This is a genomic window from Erythrobacter sp. S158 (genome assembly GCF_057364915.1).
This window is the reverse complement of sequence record NZ_CP200279.1, coordinates 1,343,807-1,359,392: the sequence shown is the minus strand read 5'-3', so window position 1 is coordinate 1,359,392 and position 15,586 is coordinate 1,343,807. Positions and strand designations below refer to the sequence as shown.

Annotated in this window: 14 protein-coding genes; 2 read left to right on the top strand and 12 right to left on the bottom strand. The window is 59.4% G+C overall.

The window, feature by feature from the left end:
* Genes rodA through AC0V6T_RS06730 form a run of 5 tightly spaced genes read right to left on the bottom strand, consistent with a single transcriptional unit; the run spans position 1 to position 5,791 of the window.
* On the bottom strand, positions 1 to 1,131 hold the full coding sequence (rodA, locus tag AC0V6T_RS06750; RefSeq protein ID WP_007164138.1) for a rod shape-determining protein RodA: 1,131 nt from the start codon (positions 1,129 to 1,131) through the stop codon (positions 1 to 3).
* A complete protein-coding gene (mrdA, locus tag AC0V6T_RS06745) occupies positions 1,128 to 3,227 on the bottom strand; it encodes a penicillin-binding protein 2 (RefSeq protein ID WP_486125426.1) in 2,100 nt (699 codons plus the stop codon). The genes rodA and mrdA overlap by 4 nt, the downstream gene beginning before the upstream one ends.
* On the bottom strand, positions 3,227 to 3,787 hold the full coding sequence (locus tag AC0V6T_RS06740) for a rod shape-determining protein MreD (RefSeq protein WP_486125424.1): 561 nt from the start codon (positions 3,785 to 3,787) through the stop codon (positions 3,227 to 3,229). Before AC0V6T_RS06740 ends, mrdA begins: the two co-directional genes overlap by 1 nt.
* Positions 3,784 to 4,689, bottom strand: coding sequence for a rod shape-determining protein MreC (locus tag AC0V6T_RS06735; RefSeq protein ID WP_486125422.1), 906 nt, complete (start codon positions 4,687 to 4,689; stop codon positions 3,784 to 3,786). The genes AC0V6T_RS06740 and AC0V6T_RS06735 overlap by 4 nt, the downstream gene beginning before the upstream one ends.
* Positions 4,690 to 4,747: 58 nt before the next feature.
* Positions 4,748 to 5,791, bottom strand: a complete 1,044-nt coding sequence (locus AC0V6T_RS06730) for a rod shape-determining protein (protein WP_007164142.1) — start codon at positions 5,789 to 5,791, stop codon at positions 4,748 to 4,750.
* 211 nt (positions 5,792 to 6,002) lie between these two features.
* Here AC0V6T_RS06730 and mutL point away from each other — a divergent pair, with 211 nt between their 5' ends.
* On the top strand, positions 6,003 to 7,835 hold the full coding sequence (gene mutL, locus AC0V6T_RS06725; RefSeq protein ID WP_486125420.1) for a DNA mismatch repair endonuclease MutL: 1,833 nt from the start codon (positions 6,003 to 6,005) through the stop codon (positions 7,833 to 7,835).
* A 43-nt stretch (positions 7,836 to 7,878) separates the two neighbouring features.
* Here mutL and AC0V6T_RS06720 read toward each other — a convergent pair whose 3' ends face one another.
* Both AC0V6T_RS06720 and AC0V6T_RS06715 read right to left on the bottom strand, forming a co-directional pair.
* On the bottom strand, positions 7,879 to 8,685 hold the full coding sequence (locus AC0V6T_RS06720) for a DUF1206 domain-containing protein (protein WP_486125418.1): 807 nt from the start codon (positions 8,683 to 8,685) through the stop codon (positions 7,879 to 7,881).
* Between the two features lie 127 nt (positions 8,686 to 8,812).
* Complete coding sequence (locus AC0V6T_RS06715) at positions 8,813 to 9,499, bottom strand: PilZ domain-containing protein (RefSeq protein WP_486125416.1); 687 nt, start codon at positions 9,497 to 9,499, stop codon at positions 8,813 to 8,815.
* Positions 9,500 to 9,943: 444 nt separating this feature from the next.
* Between AC0V6T_RS06715 and AC0V6T_RS06710 the strand changes: the two genes are divergently transcribed.
* Positions 9,944 to 11,665, top strand: coding sequence for a hypothetical protein (locus AC0V6T_RS06710; RefSeq protein ID WP_486125414.1), 1,722 nt, complete (start codon positions 9,944 to 9,946; stop codon positions 11,663 to 11,665).
* Here the strand turns inward: AC0V6T_RS06710 and ychF are convergent, their stop codons facing one another.
* The 5 genes from ychF to pth all read right to left on the bottom strand — a co-directional run bounded on the left by ychF (position 11,666) and on the right by pth (position 15,492).
* On the bottom strand, positions 11,666 to 12,766 hold the full coding sequence (ychF, locus tag AC0V6T_RS06705) for a redox-regulated ATPase YchF (protein ID WP_007164147.1): 1,101 nt from the start codon (positions 12,764 to 12,766) through the stop codon (positions 11,666 to 11,668).
* A 146-nt stretch (positions 12,767 to 12,912) separates the two neighbouring features.
* A complete protein-coding gene (locus AC0V6T_RS06700) occupies positions 12,913 to 13,134 on the bottom strand; it encodes a PEP-CTERM sorting domain-containing protein (RefSeq protein WP_007164148.1) in 222 nt (73 codons plus the stop codon).
* Positions 13,135 to 13,268: 134 nt separating this feature from the next.
* Positions 13,269 to 14,264 (bottom strand): SDR family oxidoreductase, encoded by a 996-nt coding sequence (locus AC0V6T_RS06695; RefSeq protein WP_486125411.1) that lies wholly within the window; start codon positions 14,262 to 14,264, stop codon positions 13,269 to 13,271.
* Positions 14,265 to 14,325: 61 nt separating this feature from the next.
* Positions 14,326 to 14,904 (bottom strand): hypothetical protein, encoded by a 579-nt coding sequence (locus tag AC0V6T_RS06690; protein ID WP_486125409.1) that lies wholly within the window; start codon positions 14,902 to 14,904, stop codon positions 14,326 to 14,328.
* 18 nt (positions 14,905 to 14,922) lie between these two features.
* Positions 14,923 to 15,492: an aminoacyl-tRNA hydrolase gene (pth, locus tag AC0V6T_RS06685; RefSeq protein WP_486125407.1), complete on the bottom strand. Its 570-nt coding sequence runs from the start codon at positions 15,490 to 15,492 to the stop codon at positions 14,923 to 14,925.
* Positions 15,493 to 15,586 lie beyond the last annotated feature (94 nt).

Genomic DNA, 15,586 nt, shown 5'->3' with positions numbered 1-15,586 from the left:
CTATTGGCTGCTTAGACCACCGCGCGGGGCGTTCCGGTTCCAGCGATTGACCATCATCAGCGCGCCGATGCAGATCATGTTGGTGAGCATCGAGGAGCCGCCATGGCTCATAAACGGCAACGGGATGCCAACCACGGGGGCAAAACCCATCACCATCAGTAGATTGACTGCGACGTAAAAGAATATGGTCGCGGTCATTCCCCCGGCCAGCAAGCTGGCGAACCTGTCCTTCGATGCGCGCGCGACGCTCAGACCCCACCGCATGATGACGGCGAACACGCCGAGCACGAACAGGCCACCGATCAGGCCCCACTCTTCGGCCATGGTTGCAAACACGAAATCCGTGTGCGGCTCTGGCAGATACTGCAGGTGGCTTTGCGAGCCGTTATTGAAGCCTTTGCCGAATATGCCGCCTGAACCGATCGCGATTTGCGACTGGATGATGTGATAGCCATCGCCCTGGGGATCTGCTTCCGGATCAAACATCGTGAGGATGCGCCGCTGCTGGTAATCCTGGAGTCCAAAGAAGAACACGACCGGGGCCACCGCTGCCGCTGCCAGTCCTCCGCCGATGAACCATTTGAGTGGCAATCCGGCGAGGAGCATCACCACAGCGCCACCGAACAGGATCGCTAACGAGGTGCCAAGGTCCGGTTGAAGCAAGACGAAAGAAACGGGCAGGCCTATTAGCGCGGCAGGGATCAGAAGCGCGCGCCACCCGGTGATTAGTCCAACGGGTAACGATGAGTAGAACAGCGCGAGCGTTACCACGATCACCGGTTTCATGATCTCTGAAGGCTGCAGGACCATGAAGCCAAGGTTGAGCCAACGTTGGCTCCCCCCGTTTACTTGCCCAATAATCTCAACCAGCAAAAGAAGTGCTAGAACAATAGCATAAGCTGGATAAGTCAGGAGTCGCACCAACTCGCGCGGGAGCGACGCGATCACTGATGCCATGACTAGGAAAACGCCAAACCGAACGAGATGCGAAGACGCGTACGGATCCATTGATCCGCCGGCTGCAGAGTAAAGAACCGCAGCTCCGAATGCGACGAGCAAAAACAAGGGGATCAGCATCCCCCACGGCTGACGCGCAATCGGATAGGGAATTATGCCGCCGCGCGCGCTCATGGTTGAGCCCCGCGCTCGGTAACGGGCGTCAAGGTATCGACAAGAGGTGTGCCTGCCGCGGTCTGGTTCTCGCGAGGCGCCACGAATGCGTCGCCGATCTCTTCCTGTGTCTGCTCTGCTTCGAGTCTTGCCTCAGCTTCCACGCGGTCGAAGATGTCCTCATCGCGCCGCGGCGTGGGCTGCACCGTTGCCCCGCGCTCGGCGGCGTAGGCTGCATACCGGCGGTCGAGGCGCTCTTGAGCGGTTCCGCCCCATTGTTCTTCAAGTGCGCGCAAAGCCTCGAGCCCTTTTGCGGGATCGAACAGGAACGTCATAACGTCGCGGGCAATCGGGTAAGCGGCACCAGAACCGCCACCGTGCTCAATGACCACCGCGCCTGCATATTTGGGTTTGTCGGTGGGCGCGAAGAACGTGAACAGACCGTGGTCGCGATATTTCCATGGGCCGCTGCGTCCGTCCGAAACGCTGAGGCTCACGACCTGTGCGGTCCCGGTCTTGCCTGCCATCTTGATATCTTCGAACGGCAAGCGCCCGCGGCCCGCGGTGCCGGGGCCGTTGACGACATCGCTCATCGCCTGCCGCACGTAGCTCACGTGGTCAGCGGGAAAGTCGACCTGATTGAACCCCTTGGGCGGCGTATCGAGCGTAAGGCGCGGCATGACGTGACGCCCGGTTGCTAGGCGCGCCGAAGTGACCGCCAATTGCAGCGGGCTTGCAAGGTAATATCCCTGTCCGATCGACGCGTTGACGGTGTCGAACGGCTGCCATTCGCGGCCGAACTTGTTGAATTTCCAGTCAGGCGTGGGCACCGTGCCGTAGAACTGGCTCATCACCGGGAGCGGAAATTCTTCACCCATCCCGCAGGTGCGCGCCATGTCTGCGACGGCGTCGAAACCGATCTGCTGAGCGAAGTGATAGAAATAGCTGTCGCACGACTGGTAGATCGCCTTGGCCATGTCGACGCGGCCATGGTTCGACCAGCAATTGAAGAAGCGATTGCCGATCCGCCGTCCACCGCCACAGGTAATGGCCTCATCCGGGCTGATGCCGGCTTTCAGGAAAGCCATGCAGTGCATCGGCTTGACCGTCGAACCAGGCGGATAGAGGCCCTTCAGCACCTTGTTGCGCAGCGGGACGCGGGGATCTTCGCGCAGCATGGCGTATTCGACGCTGCCGATGCCGTCAGAGAAGGAATTGGGGTCGAAGCTGGGCATGGAAGCCATGCACAACAGGTCGCCGGTTTCGCAATCCATCACCACGACCGAACCGCTTTCCAGCCCGATCCTGCGAGCGGCGTAGTCTTGCAAAGGCCCGTCGATCGTGAGGCGAACCGGGTCGCCCTGAATGTCGTCGCGGGTTTCAAGGTCGCGTACGATGCGACCGCCCGCAGTGACTTCGACCCGCCGCGCACCGGGAACGCCGCGCAAATCCTGCTCGAACTGCTTTTCCAGTCCGTCCTTCCCGATCTTGTAGCCCGGCGTAAGGAGCAGCGGGTCAGGTGCCTCGTCATACTCCTCGGACGAAGCGGGACCGACATAACCGATCAGGTGACCGACCGAAGACGCGGTGGGATAGAAGCGCGAAAAGCCCCTCTGCGGGATGACACCTTGCATGTCAGGCAGGCGTACGCTGAGCGCAGCGAACTGCTCGTAATCGAGGCCGCTTGCCACTTCCACAGGAGCAAATCCGCGTGCTGCGGCCACTTCTGTCTTCAAGTCTGCAATGCGGTCAGCCTCGAGATCGAGCAAGTTGCCGATCTGGTCGATCGTCGCGTCGGCATCGGCCAGGCGCTCCGGGATCACGTCGACGCGAAAGTCAGCGCGGTTGGAGGCGAGGGGGGCTCCGTTGCGATCAAGGATCCAGCCACGGCGCGGCGGGATCAGTGTCAGGTTGACCCGGTTACTTTCGGACTCCAGCCGGTATTTCTCGTTCTCGGCAATCGCGAGATAGCCCATGCGAGCGGCGAGCAGGATACCGATGCCGCCTTGCAGGCCCCCAATAACAATGGCGCGCCGGTCGAATGTGTTGCGCAGGGTCGATGCGTTGACCACCGCCGTTGTCTTGAAACCAGTTTTGCGACGATTGAAAATGCCCATCATCCGATCCTGCGCGAACGGGAAAGACGGAAGCGATCAAGCCACGCGATCAAGCGCGCGACCAATGGATAAATCAGCACGCTAAGCGCGATCTGCGGAAGGATCGCGATAAGCACCGTCAATTGGATTGTTGCACCGGAAACCACCATGGCTGCGATGATGTAGAGCACGATCGCTAGACCGGCGGTGAACCAGTCCTGCCAAAAGCCGCGCCAGGGAAAGCGCGTTTCGATGAGTTCGAGCACGATCATGGTCAAAGACCATAGCAGGATTGCGCTGCCGAAGGGCTGACCGCTGAACAGATCGTCGAAAGCGCCGAGTGGTACTCCGACCCAAAGAGGCATAAGGCCCGGACGCATGACCCGCCAGCCGAGAAAGATCAGGAAGCCCAGCGGCGGCAGTATCGGCATCACATCCGCCAAAGCGTATAGCGGCAGAAGCGATCCGATCATGATGGAGATGTAGTGAACCGAGTTTGCCCGCCAGGGCGAGGTGACACGGTTGATACCGCCGCTACCATAGGCGTGCCTTTGAACTGGCGGATCGAGCCGGTCGATCAATTCGCAAGCTCCTCGTCGCTCAGTTCCTCGCTCGCACGTACGCCAGCCGCTTCGACCGCAGCGGGTTCGTAGATGGGCTCCACGACGACGAAATTGGTCGCTGAAGGCTCTGCAATGAGCTGCGCAATACCACCATCTGGGGTCAGCTCGTTCAATACCGCGACCGCAACGCCGGGTCGGTAGTATCCGCCAGCACCACTGGTGACGAAGACATCACCCACTTCAAGAGGATTGAGGCCAAGATTGATAAGACGGATGCGCAACAGCCCGTCACCGCGGCCTTCGGCAAAGGCGACGGTTTGGTCAGCTGCACGGCGTACCGGAAGAACGCTTTCCGTGTCGGTAAGAAGCAGCACACGCGAAGACCCGCGCGAAGTCTCAAGCACCCGCCCGATCACGCCACGCTCGGAATGGACAGGCATGCCGATCTGAACACCATCGCTTTGTCCGACGCCAATATAAGCGAACCGGCGTGCGCTGGATGAGCTTGAGCCAACGAGGCGAGTAGTCGCGATTGCGTCGGCCTGTTGAGTGGCAAGGCCAAGCAGGGCCTTTAGTCGCCTGTTCTCGGCTTCGACCGCCTTGGCTTCAGCTAACTGGATCCGGGCGACCTCCACTTCGTCACGCAGCTGCGCATTCTGGCTGCCGGCGCGCCAATATCCGGTGATGGTATCCCAGGTGGAGCTTCCGCTGGATCGAACGGTCGCGCTCGCTTCTCCTATGGGCGCTGCGATATCGGTCGCGCCGCCTCGCAGGGGTTGGAAGGTCGAAGGCTGCCACAGCGAAAGGGCGAGAAGTCCCAGTCCTGCAAGTGCGCCAAGCGTCGCAAGCAGATATCCGGTGAACACCGAATATTGCTGCTTTTTCGAAAAGCTCGATCGACGCGATGATGGCGGCGCCATGACCTTGCCCCAAGTCCCTTTGTTCGTGTCTCCTGCCGCTTGTTTGCGAGGAGCGAATTTATGCGGTCATCAACACGCCGCGATAGATCGGATCTTCCATCGCCCGGCCAGTGCCGATCGCAACGCAGGTGAGCGGATCTTCGGCAATTGACACCGGGAGACCGGTTTCCTCGCGAAGATGCTCGTCCAAGCGGCGGATTAGTGCGCCGCCGCCAGTCAGCACGATGCCCTGATCGACAATGTCTGCGGCCAGTTCAGGTGCGGTGTTCTCAAGAGCGATGCGCACGCCTTCAACGATGGCGCCGATCGGCTCGGAAAGCGCCTCCGCCACATGCGCCTGATTAATAGTGATTTCCTTGGGCACACCGTTCACGAGGTCGCGGCCCTTGAGAGTGATGCTTTCGCCCGCGCCGTCTTCGGGGACCATGGCGATACCGTAGTCTTTCTTGATCCGCTCAGCTGTGGCGTCACCGATCAGGAGATTGTGGTGTCGGCGCACGTAGGAAACGATGGCTTCGTCCATTTTGTCGCCGCCGGTGCGGACCGACGTCGTGTAAGCAAGACCACGCAGCGAAAGGACTGCAACCTCGGTCGTGCCGCCGCCGATATCGACCACCATCGAGCCAACCGGCTCGGTAACAGGCATGTCGGCACCGATGGCTGCTGCCATGGGCTCGAGAATGAGGTGAACTTCTGAAGCACCCGCATTCGAGGCTGCGTCGCGGATTGCGCGCTTTTCAACTGATGTCGAGCCTGAGGGAACACAGATCACGATTTCGGGATAGCGGAACAGGTTGCGTTTGCCGTGAACCTTGCGAATGAAGTGCTTGATCATTTCTTCCGCGATTTCGATGTCGGCGATCACGCCGTCGCGCAGCGGGCGGATGGCCTCGATGGTATCGGGCGTTTTACCCATCATCATCTTTGCGTCGTCGCCTACCGCCTTAACGCGCTTGATGCCGTTGATTGTCTCAATCGCGACGACAGACGGCTCATTGAGGATGATGCCCTGATCTTGCACGTAAACCAGCGTGTTGGCCGTACCGAGATCGATGGCCATGTTTTGCGAACCGAATTTGAACAGGTTGTTCCAAAAGCTCATTTATGTTTTTCCGTTGCCTTGATTAGGGTAACGAACATTCCGCTTATGGGGTCCCCGAAAGGTCAGAACGTCCGCAATCCATCCCAAAATTGACGAGACCCGTTGCGCCTAGCGAAAGCTTGTCAAAATTGCTAAAATTTTTGTTGACTGACCCCCGTATTTTCCCCCGCAGCCCTCGAATTTGCGGCGTGTGACAGCTAGCTTGCGACAAATGCCCCAAATCCGACGCCTTCCAACCGCTCTTGTGAACCGAATTGCCGCTGGTGAGGTGGTTGAGAGGCCTGCGGCGGCGCTCAAGGAGTTGGTTGAGAACGCCATCGATGCGGGAGCGCGGCGAATTGGTGTGGTGCTGACAGATGGCGGCCTAACGCGGCTCGAAGTGACGGACGATGGCTGTGGGATGACGCCGGACGAGATGGGGCTGGCGCTTGAGCGGCATGCAACATCGAAATTGCCTGACGAAGCGATCGAGATGGTCGCGACCCTTGGTTTTCGAGGCGAAGCATTGCCCTCCATTGCGAGTGTTGCTCGTCTGACATTGGAAAGCAGACCGAAAGGCGCCGCAGATGGATGGCGACGCGTCGTGGATCATGGCGAGACGGTCGAAGATGCTCCTGCTGCACTGCCAATGGGAACGCGGGTGAGAGTGGAGCAAATCTTCGCCAAAGTCCCCGCCCGCCGAAAATTTCTGCGCACTCCTCGCAGCGAATACATCGCCTGCCTCGATATCGTGCGGCGCTTGGCGATGGCGCGGCCAGATATTGCCTTTACTCTGGAGAATGGCGCTGAAGGGAGAACCCGCAAGGCGCTCGCCACTCAGACCGATGAGGGCCTTTCCAATCGCGTGGCACAGATCGTCGCGCGCGAATTGAAAGACAATGCTGTCGAGATTGAGCTTGAGCGTGACGGCCCGCATGGTCCGATGCGCCTGAGCGGGCTCGCCGGTTTGCCAACCTACAACCGCGGTGTGGCGGATCACCAGTACCTGTTCGTCAACGGCAGGCCGGTGAAGGACAAGCTTCTCACAGGGGCGGTGCGCGGGGCCTATTCCGACATGCTCGCGCGCGATCGCCATGCTGTGCTTGCGCTGTTCCTCGACGTGCCTCCTGAAGATGTGGACGTGAACGTCCATCCCGCAAAGACCGAAGTGCGGTTTCGCGACGCCACAGGTGTTCGCGGCTTCATCGTTTCAGGATTGAGGCAAGCGCTTGCTACAGGAGACCGGCGTAGCGCGCAGGGACCAGACCGTGCGGCGATGGAGCGATGGCAAGCTGAGCCGGTTCACGAACCTGCACCAGCGATGCGCTCGATCTTCGAGAGCCGGGATTGGGCGGCGTCGCAACAGCGCGTGGCCGAACCGCGCGTAGATTACACGCCGCGTCCGGATGCTGCTCTGCCACAAGGGCGAGCGGAAGAGGCCGCTCCGATCGAGAATGAAGTCGCCGAATACCCGCTGGGTATCGCTCGCGGGCAGGTCGCGAACACCTATATCGTCGCCGAGAGCAAGGACGGCCTTATCCTCGTCGACCAGCACGCGGCACATGAGCGCTTGGTGCTTGAGCGGCTCAAGCGGGCAGGGGCGGGGGAGGCGACGCAGCGTTCTCAAGCGTTGCTCGTGCCGGACGTCGTCGAAATGGATGAAGCTGACTGCGACCGGCTCGAAGACGCGGCAGAAGGTCTGGCTCGCTTTGGTCTGACGGTCGAGCGCTTCGGACCTGCGGCCATGCTTGTTCGAAGCGTTCCTTCGGCGATTGCGAAAGCGGATACGGGCAGACTGCTGCGCGATCTGGCTGACGATATCGCCAAGCACGGCAAGCAAGAGGACAGCGGCTCACTGCTCCTGGCGGAGCGGCTTGAATACGTTCTCGCCACGATGGCCTGTCACGGTTCGGTGAGGGCGGGGCGGGTGCTCAGCGTTGCGGAGATGAATGCGCTGCTGCGCGAAATGGAAGCAACGCCGCGCTCCGGGCAGTGCAATCACGGCAGGCCGACCTGGGTGAAACTTTCGATGGAAGACGTCGAGAAACTGTTCGGGCGGCACTGACCCGAAGCCAGCGCCGCCCGAAAAAATGTAGGTTGTTGCCTGCTTATGCAGTGCGGAACTGCGGCACGCCCTGGTCACGATCCAACTCAGGAATAATCCGATAGCGTGCAAGGATCAGGCTGAAGATGCCGAAGATCAGAAGGCCTGCCGCCGTGATGGTGAAGATCGCGCCCTGACCAGCAAGGTCGGCAAGCGCATCACCCAACGTGCGCACTTCTTCTGCGCCGCCCGACATGAAACCAGCCTGGATCAGCGACCAGCCGACGACACCGTAGACTACGCCGCGTGCGCTGAATCCGATGCCGCCGAGCGTGCGAGTGAAATCCGGTGCAGACCCTGAAATGCGCTGCATGAAATCCCCGCTGATGCCCTTCTTGAATTGAACCGCTGCAACGATGAAGAAGATCAGTCCGAGCACGCCAAGAACGGTTCCGCCAAAGGCCATACTAAGGACGCCCGATGCGGCGGCCTCCGCGCCTCCGCCACCGGAAGTGCCACCTGACGTGGTAGCGAACTGATAAGCGGAGAGGGCAAGCGCCGCGTGGCCTACGCCCGAGCCTGCGTGGCCGATGCGCTTGGCCCAGCCTTTGCCGTCTGAACCATTATTCTCGATGTCGAAAATCGGCGATGCAAAGCGGAATAGCGAGTAGCCGAACAGGCCGATGACCATCAGCCACAGGATCGCCGCACTTGCGGGAAAGTCTTCGATCGCCTTGAAGATTCCGTCGGTGCCTTTGCTGATCGCACCAGCGCTAGAGAGGGCGATAAGGCACAGCATCGAATACAGAATGGCCCGCGACAGGTAGCCTGCCCGGACCAGCCAGTTAAACTTCTCGGATTTGTCGACCATCATGAATTCCCAAGGTTAGCGTCTGAAAACTCTACCCATGGGAAGGGCAAATAGTTCCCGATCTCGGCCAGTGACTGCGGCCAAGAACGTTCCGTGCGGGGCTGCGAAAGCCAAACTCTCTTGTCGATCAGGCCGCGACTGCCTTGTCGAAATGGTCCGGGTGTTCGAGCATCAGCTGCGCTAATTCGCTCTGGCTGAGGCGTTTGGAAAAATGGATGCCAGCGAGCCGGCCATTGCTCCATCTGACGCAGGCGTTGTAGATTTCCAGTCCGCCGATCGCGATCGTGAGCGGGGAGCCCGCACGGGCCTCAACACCATCGATCTGCATACCTCCCATCGATAGGTTGACCACACGGACCGTGTGGCAATTACCGGAAATCCAGACTTTCGCGTGGAGCGAGCAGGGAATTCGTACCGAGCGATATGAGTGTTCCGGATCAAAAACGCGGGCCTGCTCGTCGTTATCAAGCCCGTGGCGATTGCCGTCGCTCCAGGCGACCCGCGCTTGGACGATCTTGTTCTCATCCCAGAAATAAGAGACGCGGTCCCCCTTCTTCAGCGGAGTGTCGCATTCGATCATGACGCCCAGATCGGACATGTTGCGTATCATCCCGAGGCGAATGCGATTGTTGATGATCAGACAGGCTGGCCGGAAAGCGGCGAGAAAGCGTCGATTTGCGCGGCGCTCAGTGATCTCGGGCTGGCGCGTGTTGATTGCGTGCTCTCGAGGCTTGCTTTCAACCAGCGCCTCGATCGGATCAGCGAACGCGGTGTCCGGTTGTGGTTGCGCAGCACCCTCAATGAAAATCGACATATCTAACTTCCCTCCGTTCGCCGTCCGATTGGCTGACGCTCTCGACCCGGGAGCGTGACCGGGCCACCGATTGGCCCGCTGAATTGGTAGAGATCCTCTCAGAAGTCAGGTCTGACCACTCGATCCTGACGCCTGAGAGGATCCTCGCCGAAGCGACCACTTGGGTTGCCGTCGAAGCTCGGGAAAACTTCGGTTCATCGGCTTGTTGGGCATTCGCTGCGTTTGAAAACAGCGCAAATGACGTGGCAAGCAGGGCAATAGTGCATGATCGCTTCATGCCGACGAATGTTGCCTTGACTTCACGTCATGAACGAGTTTCTTACCGTTATTGTAACGTTACATGTGCAGGGAACCCTGGGTTCGGTAAGGCGTTACATTCTCAGATATTCGCCGCTCTACAAATACTAACGGCGCGTTAACTTTTATTCTTTGGGGTCTCAGACTATGAGTGAATCGCAGATCACTCGAATTGACTTTGCAGAACAGTTGCGTCTGGAAGCCGCACAGGTGCTTTCAGACCCTCTCTTCAAGCGTTCTCCGGTGCAAAGCCGGCTGCTGAGGTTTTTGGTCGAGGCAAGTGCGCGGGGCGGTCCGGGGCCGACCCAATATGAAATCGCGGTCGATGGACTGGGCAAGGATGAGGACTTCGACCTAGCCAATGACAGCTATCCGCGGGTGCAGATTTCGCGTCTGCGGTCGAACCTTGATACATATTATTCTCGCAACGCGCCGCTGGACGGTCGTCGCATCAGCATCGAGCTTGGCGAATACTTGCTGAAGCTGACCGAGTTTTCCGAGATACCAATTCTGGACGAAGCAAAGGAGCAAGACGCACCGGCTCCTGTTGTGGTGCAGGAAGAAATCCCGGTCGTCGAGCCGCGCGCGGAGCCGATGGAAATTCTGGCTCGCCCGGAAACAAAGCCGATCGAACTCGTCGCCCCGCAAGTGCGGAACAACAGGGTTCTTGTTCTTGCCGCACTGGTCCTCGCGACCGCAGCGCTTGTGTTGGTGGGTGTGCAAGCTTGGCAGAATGGATCGCCAGCACCGAGTGTGGATGCCGATGTGCCCAGCGTGGCGCTATCGATGGATCAGGCTGAGCTCGAAAGCCTACTCCCATCCTTGGCCGCCCTGGCGGAGCAGTCGCAAGTCGATGCCGACATTCAGCTATCCTACTCGATGGTTTCAAACCGTCACTTCGAAGACGGCGATACGCCTGCGGATTACAACCTGGAGATCCACTTTGATGCTCGCAGTGGCGGCGAAGGCGTTGCGTCCTTGCTCCTCTATACGAGCGAGGGGGAGTTGCTGTTCACCGATCGCATATTGATTGAGCCCGATGACGAGGCCGCCTTCAAGCGCGATTTCAGAGCCGCGTTGGTCTATGTGACGTCGCCGATTGGCGCGATTGCTCAACACGTGGCGCAGGGCATCACCGAGGAACCCGCGAGCGCTTATCAATGCTTCATTGCTATAGAAGCGCGCCGATCAAATTCGGAGAGTCTCGCGGGGCTGGTAGACCAATGCCTTGAGCGTTTCCCGCAGGATCGGTTTTCATCGTTCCTATATGCCAGGCGCGCTCACGCCCATTTTCAACAGAGACGCTTAGCGGACGAGCCGATCCGGCGTACTGGGCAGGGCTGGGCGGATGTCTCGCGAGCGCTCGAGATTGATCGCTTCAACTCTTTTGCCAACTTCACTGCAGCAAAGATTCAATTGGCCAACGACAATTGCCCGGCAGCCGCAGGACATATCGAAAGGGCATTTGAAGGGGCGGCCACGTACCCAGCCATGATTGCGGCGCTGGAAGCAGAAGCGAACTCCTGCGCGATCACCAGAGACGATGACTACCTGTCTTCTCGCCAACTACGCAGCATGGTCTTGCGCAATCCCGCGCCCGATCCGCTTCTCCACATCTACCTGATGCTCGCAGCCCTCAGCAGCGGGGATGAGGAAAGTGCGCGCCTTTTGGCAGACCGTCCACAAGTCTCTACACATAGCGGGGCGGAGCATGAGGCGGTTCAGTTGTTAAGCGGCGCTGTCAAAAACGCCGATTTCGCTCAAGCAAACGAGGAAGAATTGCGCGATGCGATCGGGCTCTTCCTCTGGTCGGATAGCGGTGTGGACCGGATTATGGCAGCGCTCGTCGAGGGGCCGACCACTATCTGATCAGACGTTGAACTTGAACAGCATGATGTCGCCGTCCTTCACGTCGTAATCCTTGCCTTCCTGGCGCATTTTCCCCGCTTCCTTAGCACCGGCTTCGCCGCCAAGAGCGATGTAGTCGTCGTAGGCAATGGTCTCGGCACGGATGAAGCCTTTTTCGAAGTCGGTGTGGATTTCGCCTGCTGCCTGAGGCGCCTTGGCGCCATCCGGGAAGGTCCAGGCGCGCGATTCCTTAGGACCGGCTGTAAAGAAGGTCTTGAGGCCAAGCAGCGTGTAGCCAGCGCGGATGACGCGTGCGAGACCACTTTCTTCAAGCCCGAGGCTCTCGAGATACTCCGCCCGATCTTCGGCGGGCATTTCGACCAGCTCGGCTTCGATGGCTGCGGACACGACGACGGCTTGCGCACCTTCGGCCTCGGCCTTGGCGAAGACGGCCTGGGACAAGGCATTGCCGCTTGCCGCCTCGTCCTCTGCGACATTGCAGACATAAAGAACAGGTTTGGCTGTCAGCAGCTGGGCCTGCTTGAGTACGCGCTCTTCCTCGACATCCTTCGGTTCGACAAGCCTTGCAGGTTTGCCGTCCTTCAGCAGCTCTAGCGCCTGCCCAAGCACGCTCGCCATGATCTTGGCTTCCTTGTCGCCCGCTGTCGCGCGCTTCTCCGCGTTCGACACGCGCTTCTCGAGGCTTTCGAGGTCAGCGAGCATCAGTTCTGTCTCGACAACTTCAGCATCGGCGATCGGGTCGACCTTGTTGGAGACGTGCTGGATATCGTCATCCTCAAAGCAACGCAAAACGTGGACGATGGCATCGACCTCGCGAATGTTGCCGAGGAACTGGTTGCCCAGACCTTCACCCTGGCTTGCGCCTTTAACGAGGCCCGCAATGTCAACGAATGCGAGCTGCGTCGCGATCACCTTCGCGCTCTTTGCGATGGCAGCGATCTTGTCGAGCCGTTCGTCTGGAACGGCGACCTGGCCGACATTCGGCTCGATCGTGCAGAACGGATAGTTCGCGGCCTGCGCGGCCTGCGTTTCGGTGAGTGCATTGAATAGAGTGGACTTGCCGACATTGGGCAGGCCCACGATCCCGCAACGGAAACCCATGGGTACTCTTTCATGAAAAGCGACGTTGGAAGGCCCGCGCCTTAGCGCCGCCGCGCTCGCTTGACCAGAGTACAAAACGGGTTGGGACGCATCCCTGACCAAAGGAATGCGCCCCTCGAAGACTCACAAGGAGTGTTCAGTGTGTCTTAGTCAGACTTTTTGCGTCGCTTGGTCAGCATGAATGCTGCCGCGCCCGCGCCAAAAAGGATCATGCTCGAAGGTTCAGGGACCGGAGTGCCACCGGACGATCCGCCCGAGCTGCTTACGGGCTCATCTTTAGGTGGCCATTTCAGGGCGTGTGCCGGAGCCGCCGCGAGAGCAAGCGCTGCAAACACAATCAAAGCATGGATAAAACTAAACTGACGCATCGTTCGCGGCCCCCATCAAGTTCTTTCGAGAACCGGGTTATCGAATAGCGCCGATGCTGTCTCTCCACTTGGAGACAATGTTTCATTATGGCGCGATTTCTCACGACGCCTTAACCAAGTGGTCTGACACGCGCTCAGGCGTTGTGCACGGCCTTGATCCAAGGGCCATAGCCGGATTCGCCAAGCCATCCGAGCTGTGCTTGCGCCGATGCTTCATTGATGGCGAGCTGCGGTTTGAGGCCGGGATGCACAGCGCGGCGGATCGGGCGCGTGCCTGCGGGCATCGCGATGATCTCTGCCATTGCGTTGGGCACGTCCATCGGATCGGTGTTTCCGCCGCCGCCCGAACGCTGGGCGAGGGAGGCAAGAAGTGCGGCATAGCCTGCCGTGTGAGCACCGTCGGCCCTGGCGAGCAGCTCCATCGTGTTTGCGTTCGAGTTTTCCCAGATTTTGGTCGGATAGCCGCCCGGTTCGATAATCGTGACCTCAATGCCATGCGGGACCAGCTCATAAGCGAGCTGTTCGCTCATCGCTTCAAGAGCGAATTTCGTCGGCGAATACTGGCCGATTGCAGGCGCGATGACGCGGCCTAGCTGCGAGGTGACATTGATGATGAGCCCGCTCTTCGCTTCCCGCATTGCGGGCAGGACGGCGCGCGCCATGCGGTGTGGACCATATACGTTCGTGTCGAACATATGGTGGGTTGCCTTCATGTCCTGGACTTCGACCGGGCCACCATAGGAAATCCCGGCGTTGTTGATCAGAACGTCGATCGGGCCTCCTGCGATTTCCATCGCTTCTGCCACGCCTGCTGCCACCTGCTCATCGGAGGTGACGTCGATCTCGATGACATGCAGATCGAGGCCCTCCGCTTCGGCGAGCGCCGTGAGTTCAGCCGCTTCAGCACGAGGAAGGTTGCGCATGGTTGCGAACACCTTGGCGCCCTTGCGAGCATAATCCTCTGCGGCAAGGCGCCCGAAGCCGCTCGAACAGCCTGTGATGAGCACACTCTTGCCGCTCATGTCGGTCGTTCCTTCGACTACGTCATCAAGCGCCAGAGAGGCTGTTGCAGTGAGCGCGCCGGTTGCGGCGGCTCCGGCAAGAAGGGTGCGGCGGTTGATATTGGTCATGGGGTCCTCTCCGAAGCTTTGTCTCGCGACGATAGGCTGCCGCCGCGACGCCCTGCAAGACTTATCGGGAGATCACGATTGATGCAGCAGCAAGAAGATAGAGCCCATTAAGACCGATCATTGCGATTAGCGCGCCCGGCTTGGTCTTTGCCCGAAGCGCGAGGAAGATCGGGAGAAAGAAGATCAGCAAGAATGCGGCAAGCACGATCGCAAAGACGACCGGTTGCGTAGCGACCGAGCCGCTTCTTCCCATGAGGAACAGGAAAAATGTGATGAGCACCAGAACGGACGTAACGCCGAGCGAGTAGCGCCGCTTTTCCATGAACCAGTCGTCGAGTGATATTCCCGGTTCGAAGCTCTCCGGAAAGACGAAGGACGCCGCGACGTAAAACGCAAAGGTGTAGACCAATCCGATGAACAGCACCGGAGCATCAGCTCCGACGATGTCACGGACCTCATAAAAGCTTTCTAGCAAGATCGAGGTAAGAACCAGGATGAAGAGCACCAGCAGCGGGGTCAGCCATCCGATGGTGAATTCTCCCCTGCGCCGCATCGCGACCGAGAGACCCTGCGCCATGTCTGCCAGCGCCAGTCCAACCGGGATCGCTAGGAACAGGACGACATAGTCGAAGCCTTCCATTATCGTCTTCTCGCCCTCTTAGTCCTGAAGTCTCAACGCAACATCGCTCATGAAGCGGGGGTCATCGCCCTTTGCCAGCCATTCAGCCTCGGCTCCGATAGCACCTAGCATGGCTGCGAGATCGTCCTGCTCGGATTTTGCATAATTGCCCAGCACATAACCGCTTACCCGGTCCTTGTGACCCGGATGGCCAATCCCGATACGCACGCGGCGAAAATCGGGGCCGAGATGCTTGTCGATTGAGCGAAGGCCATTGTGGCCCGCCGTCCCGCCGCCTTGTTTGACCTTGACCTTGAATGGCGCAAGGTCGAGCTCGTCATGAAACACGGTGAGCGCGTCGAGGTCGAGTTTGTAGAAGCGGATCGCTTCACCCACGCTGCGACCGCTTTCGTTCATGAAAGTCGCTGGCTTAAGCAGCAGAACCTTCTGCGTTCCGATACGGCCTTCCTGTACCCAGCCAGAGAACTTCTTCTGGATGGGGCCGAAGTCGTACATGTCCGCGATGACGTCGAGCACCATGAAGCCGACATTGTGGCGGTGGAGCGCGTATTTGGGTCCGGGATTTCCAAGGCCTGTCCAGATCTGCATGGTCAGCGCCTCTAGCGCCCTCGCGTCGGCTTGGCGAGGGGAGGGTACCCCTCTAGGCAAACGAAAATTGTATGCTAATCATCTCAGCGTCATG

Coding starts and splice junctions, on each gene's coding strand:
- pth (WP_486125407.1), bottom strand. CDS start 15,492: ATGCAGATCTGGACAGGCCTTGGAAATCCCGGACCCAAATACGCGCTC.
- AC0V6T_RS06700 (WP_007164148.1), bottom strand. CDS start 13,134: ATGCGTCAGTTTAGTTTTATCCATGCTTTGATTGTGTTTGCAGCGCTT.
- mrdA (WP_486125426.1), bottom strand. CDS start 3,227: ATGGGCATTTTCAATCGTCGCAAAACTGGTTTCAAGACAACGGCGGTG.
- ychF (WP_007164147.1), bottom strand. CDS start 12,766: ATGGGTTTCCGTTGCGGGATCGTGGGCCTGCCCAATGTCGGCAAGTCC.
- AC0V6T_RS06710 (WP_486125414.1), top strand. CDS start 9,944: ATGAGTGAATCGCAGATCACTCGAATTGACTTTGCAGAACAGTTGCGT.
- rodA (WP_007164138.1), bottom strand. CDS start 1,131: ATGAGCGCGCGCGGCGGCATAATTCCCTATCCGATTGCGCGTCAGCCG.
- mutL (WP_486125420.1), top strand. CDS start 6,003: ATGCCCCAAATCCGACGCCTTCCAACCGCTCTTGTGAACCGAATTGCC.
- AC0V6T_RS06735 (WP_486125422.1), bottom strand. CDS start 4,689: ATGGCGCCGCCATCATCGCGTCGATCGAGCTTTTCGAAAAAGCAGCAA.
- AC0V6T_RS06715 (WP_486125416.1), bottom strand. CDS start 9,499: ATGTCGATTTTCATTGAGGGTGCTGCGCAACCACAACCGGACACCGCG.
- AC0V6T_RS06720 (WP_486125418.1), bottom strand. CDS start 8,685: ATGGTCGACAAATCCGAGAAGTTTAACTGGCTGGTCCGGGCAGGCTAC.
- AC0V6T_RS06695 (WP_486125411.1), bottom strand. CDS start 14,264: ATGACCAATATCAACCGCCGCACCCTTCTTGCCGGAGCCGCCGCAACC.
- AC0V6T_RS06690 (WP_486125409.1), bottom strand. CDS start 14,904: ATGGAAGGCTTCGACTATGTCGTCCTGTTCCTAGCGATCCCGGTTGGA.
- AC0V6T_RS06730 (WP_007164142.1), bottom strand. CDS start 5,791: ATGAGCTTTTGGAACAACCTGTTCAAATTCGGTTCGCAAAACATGGCC.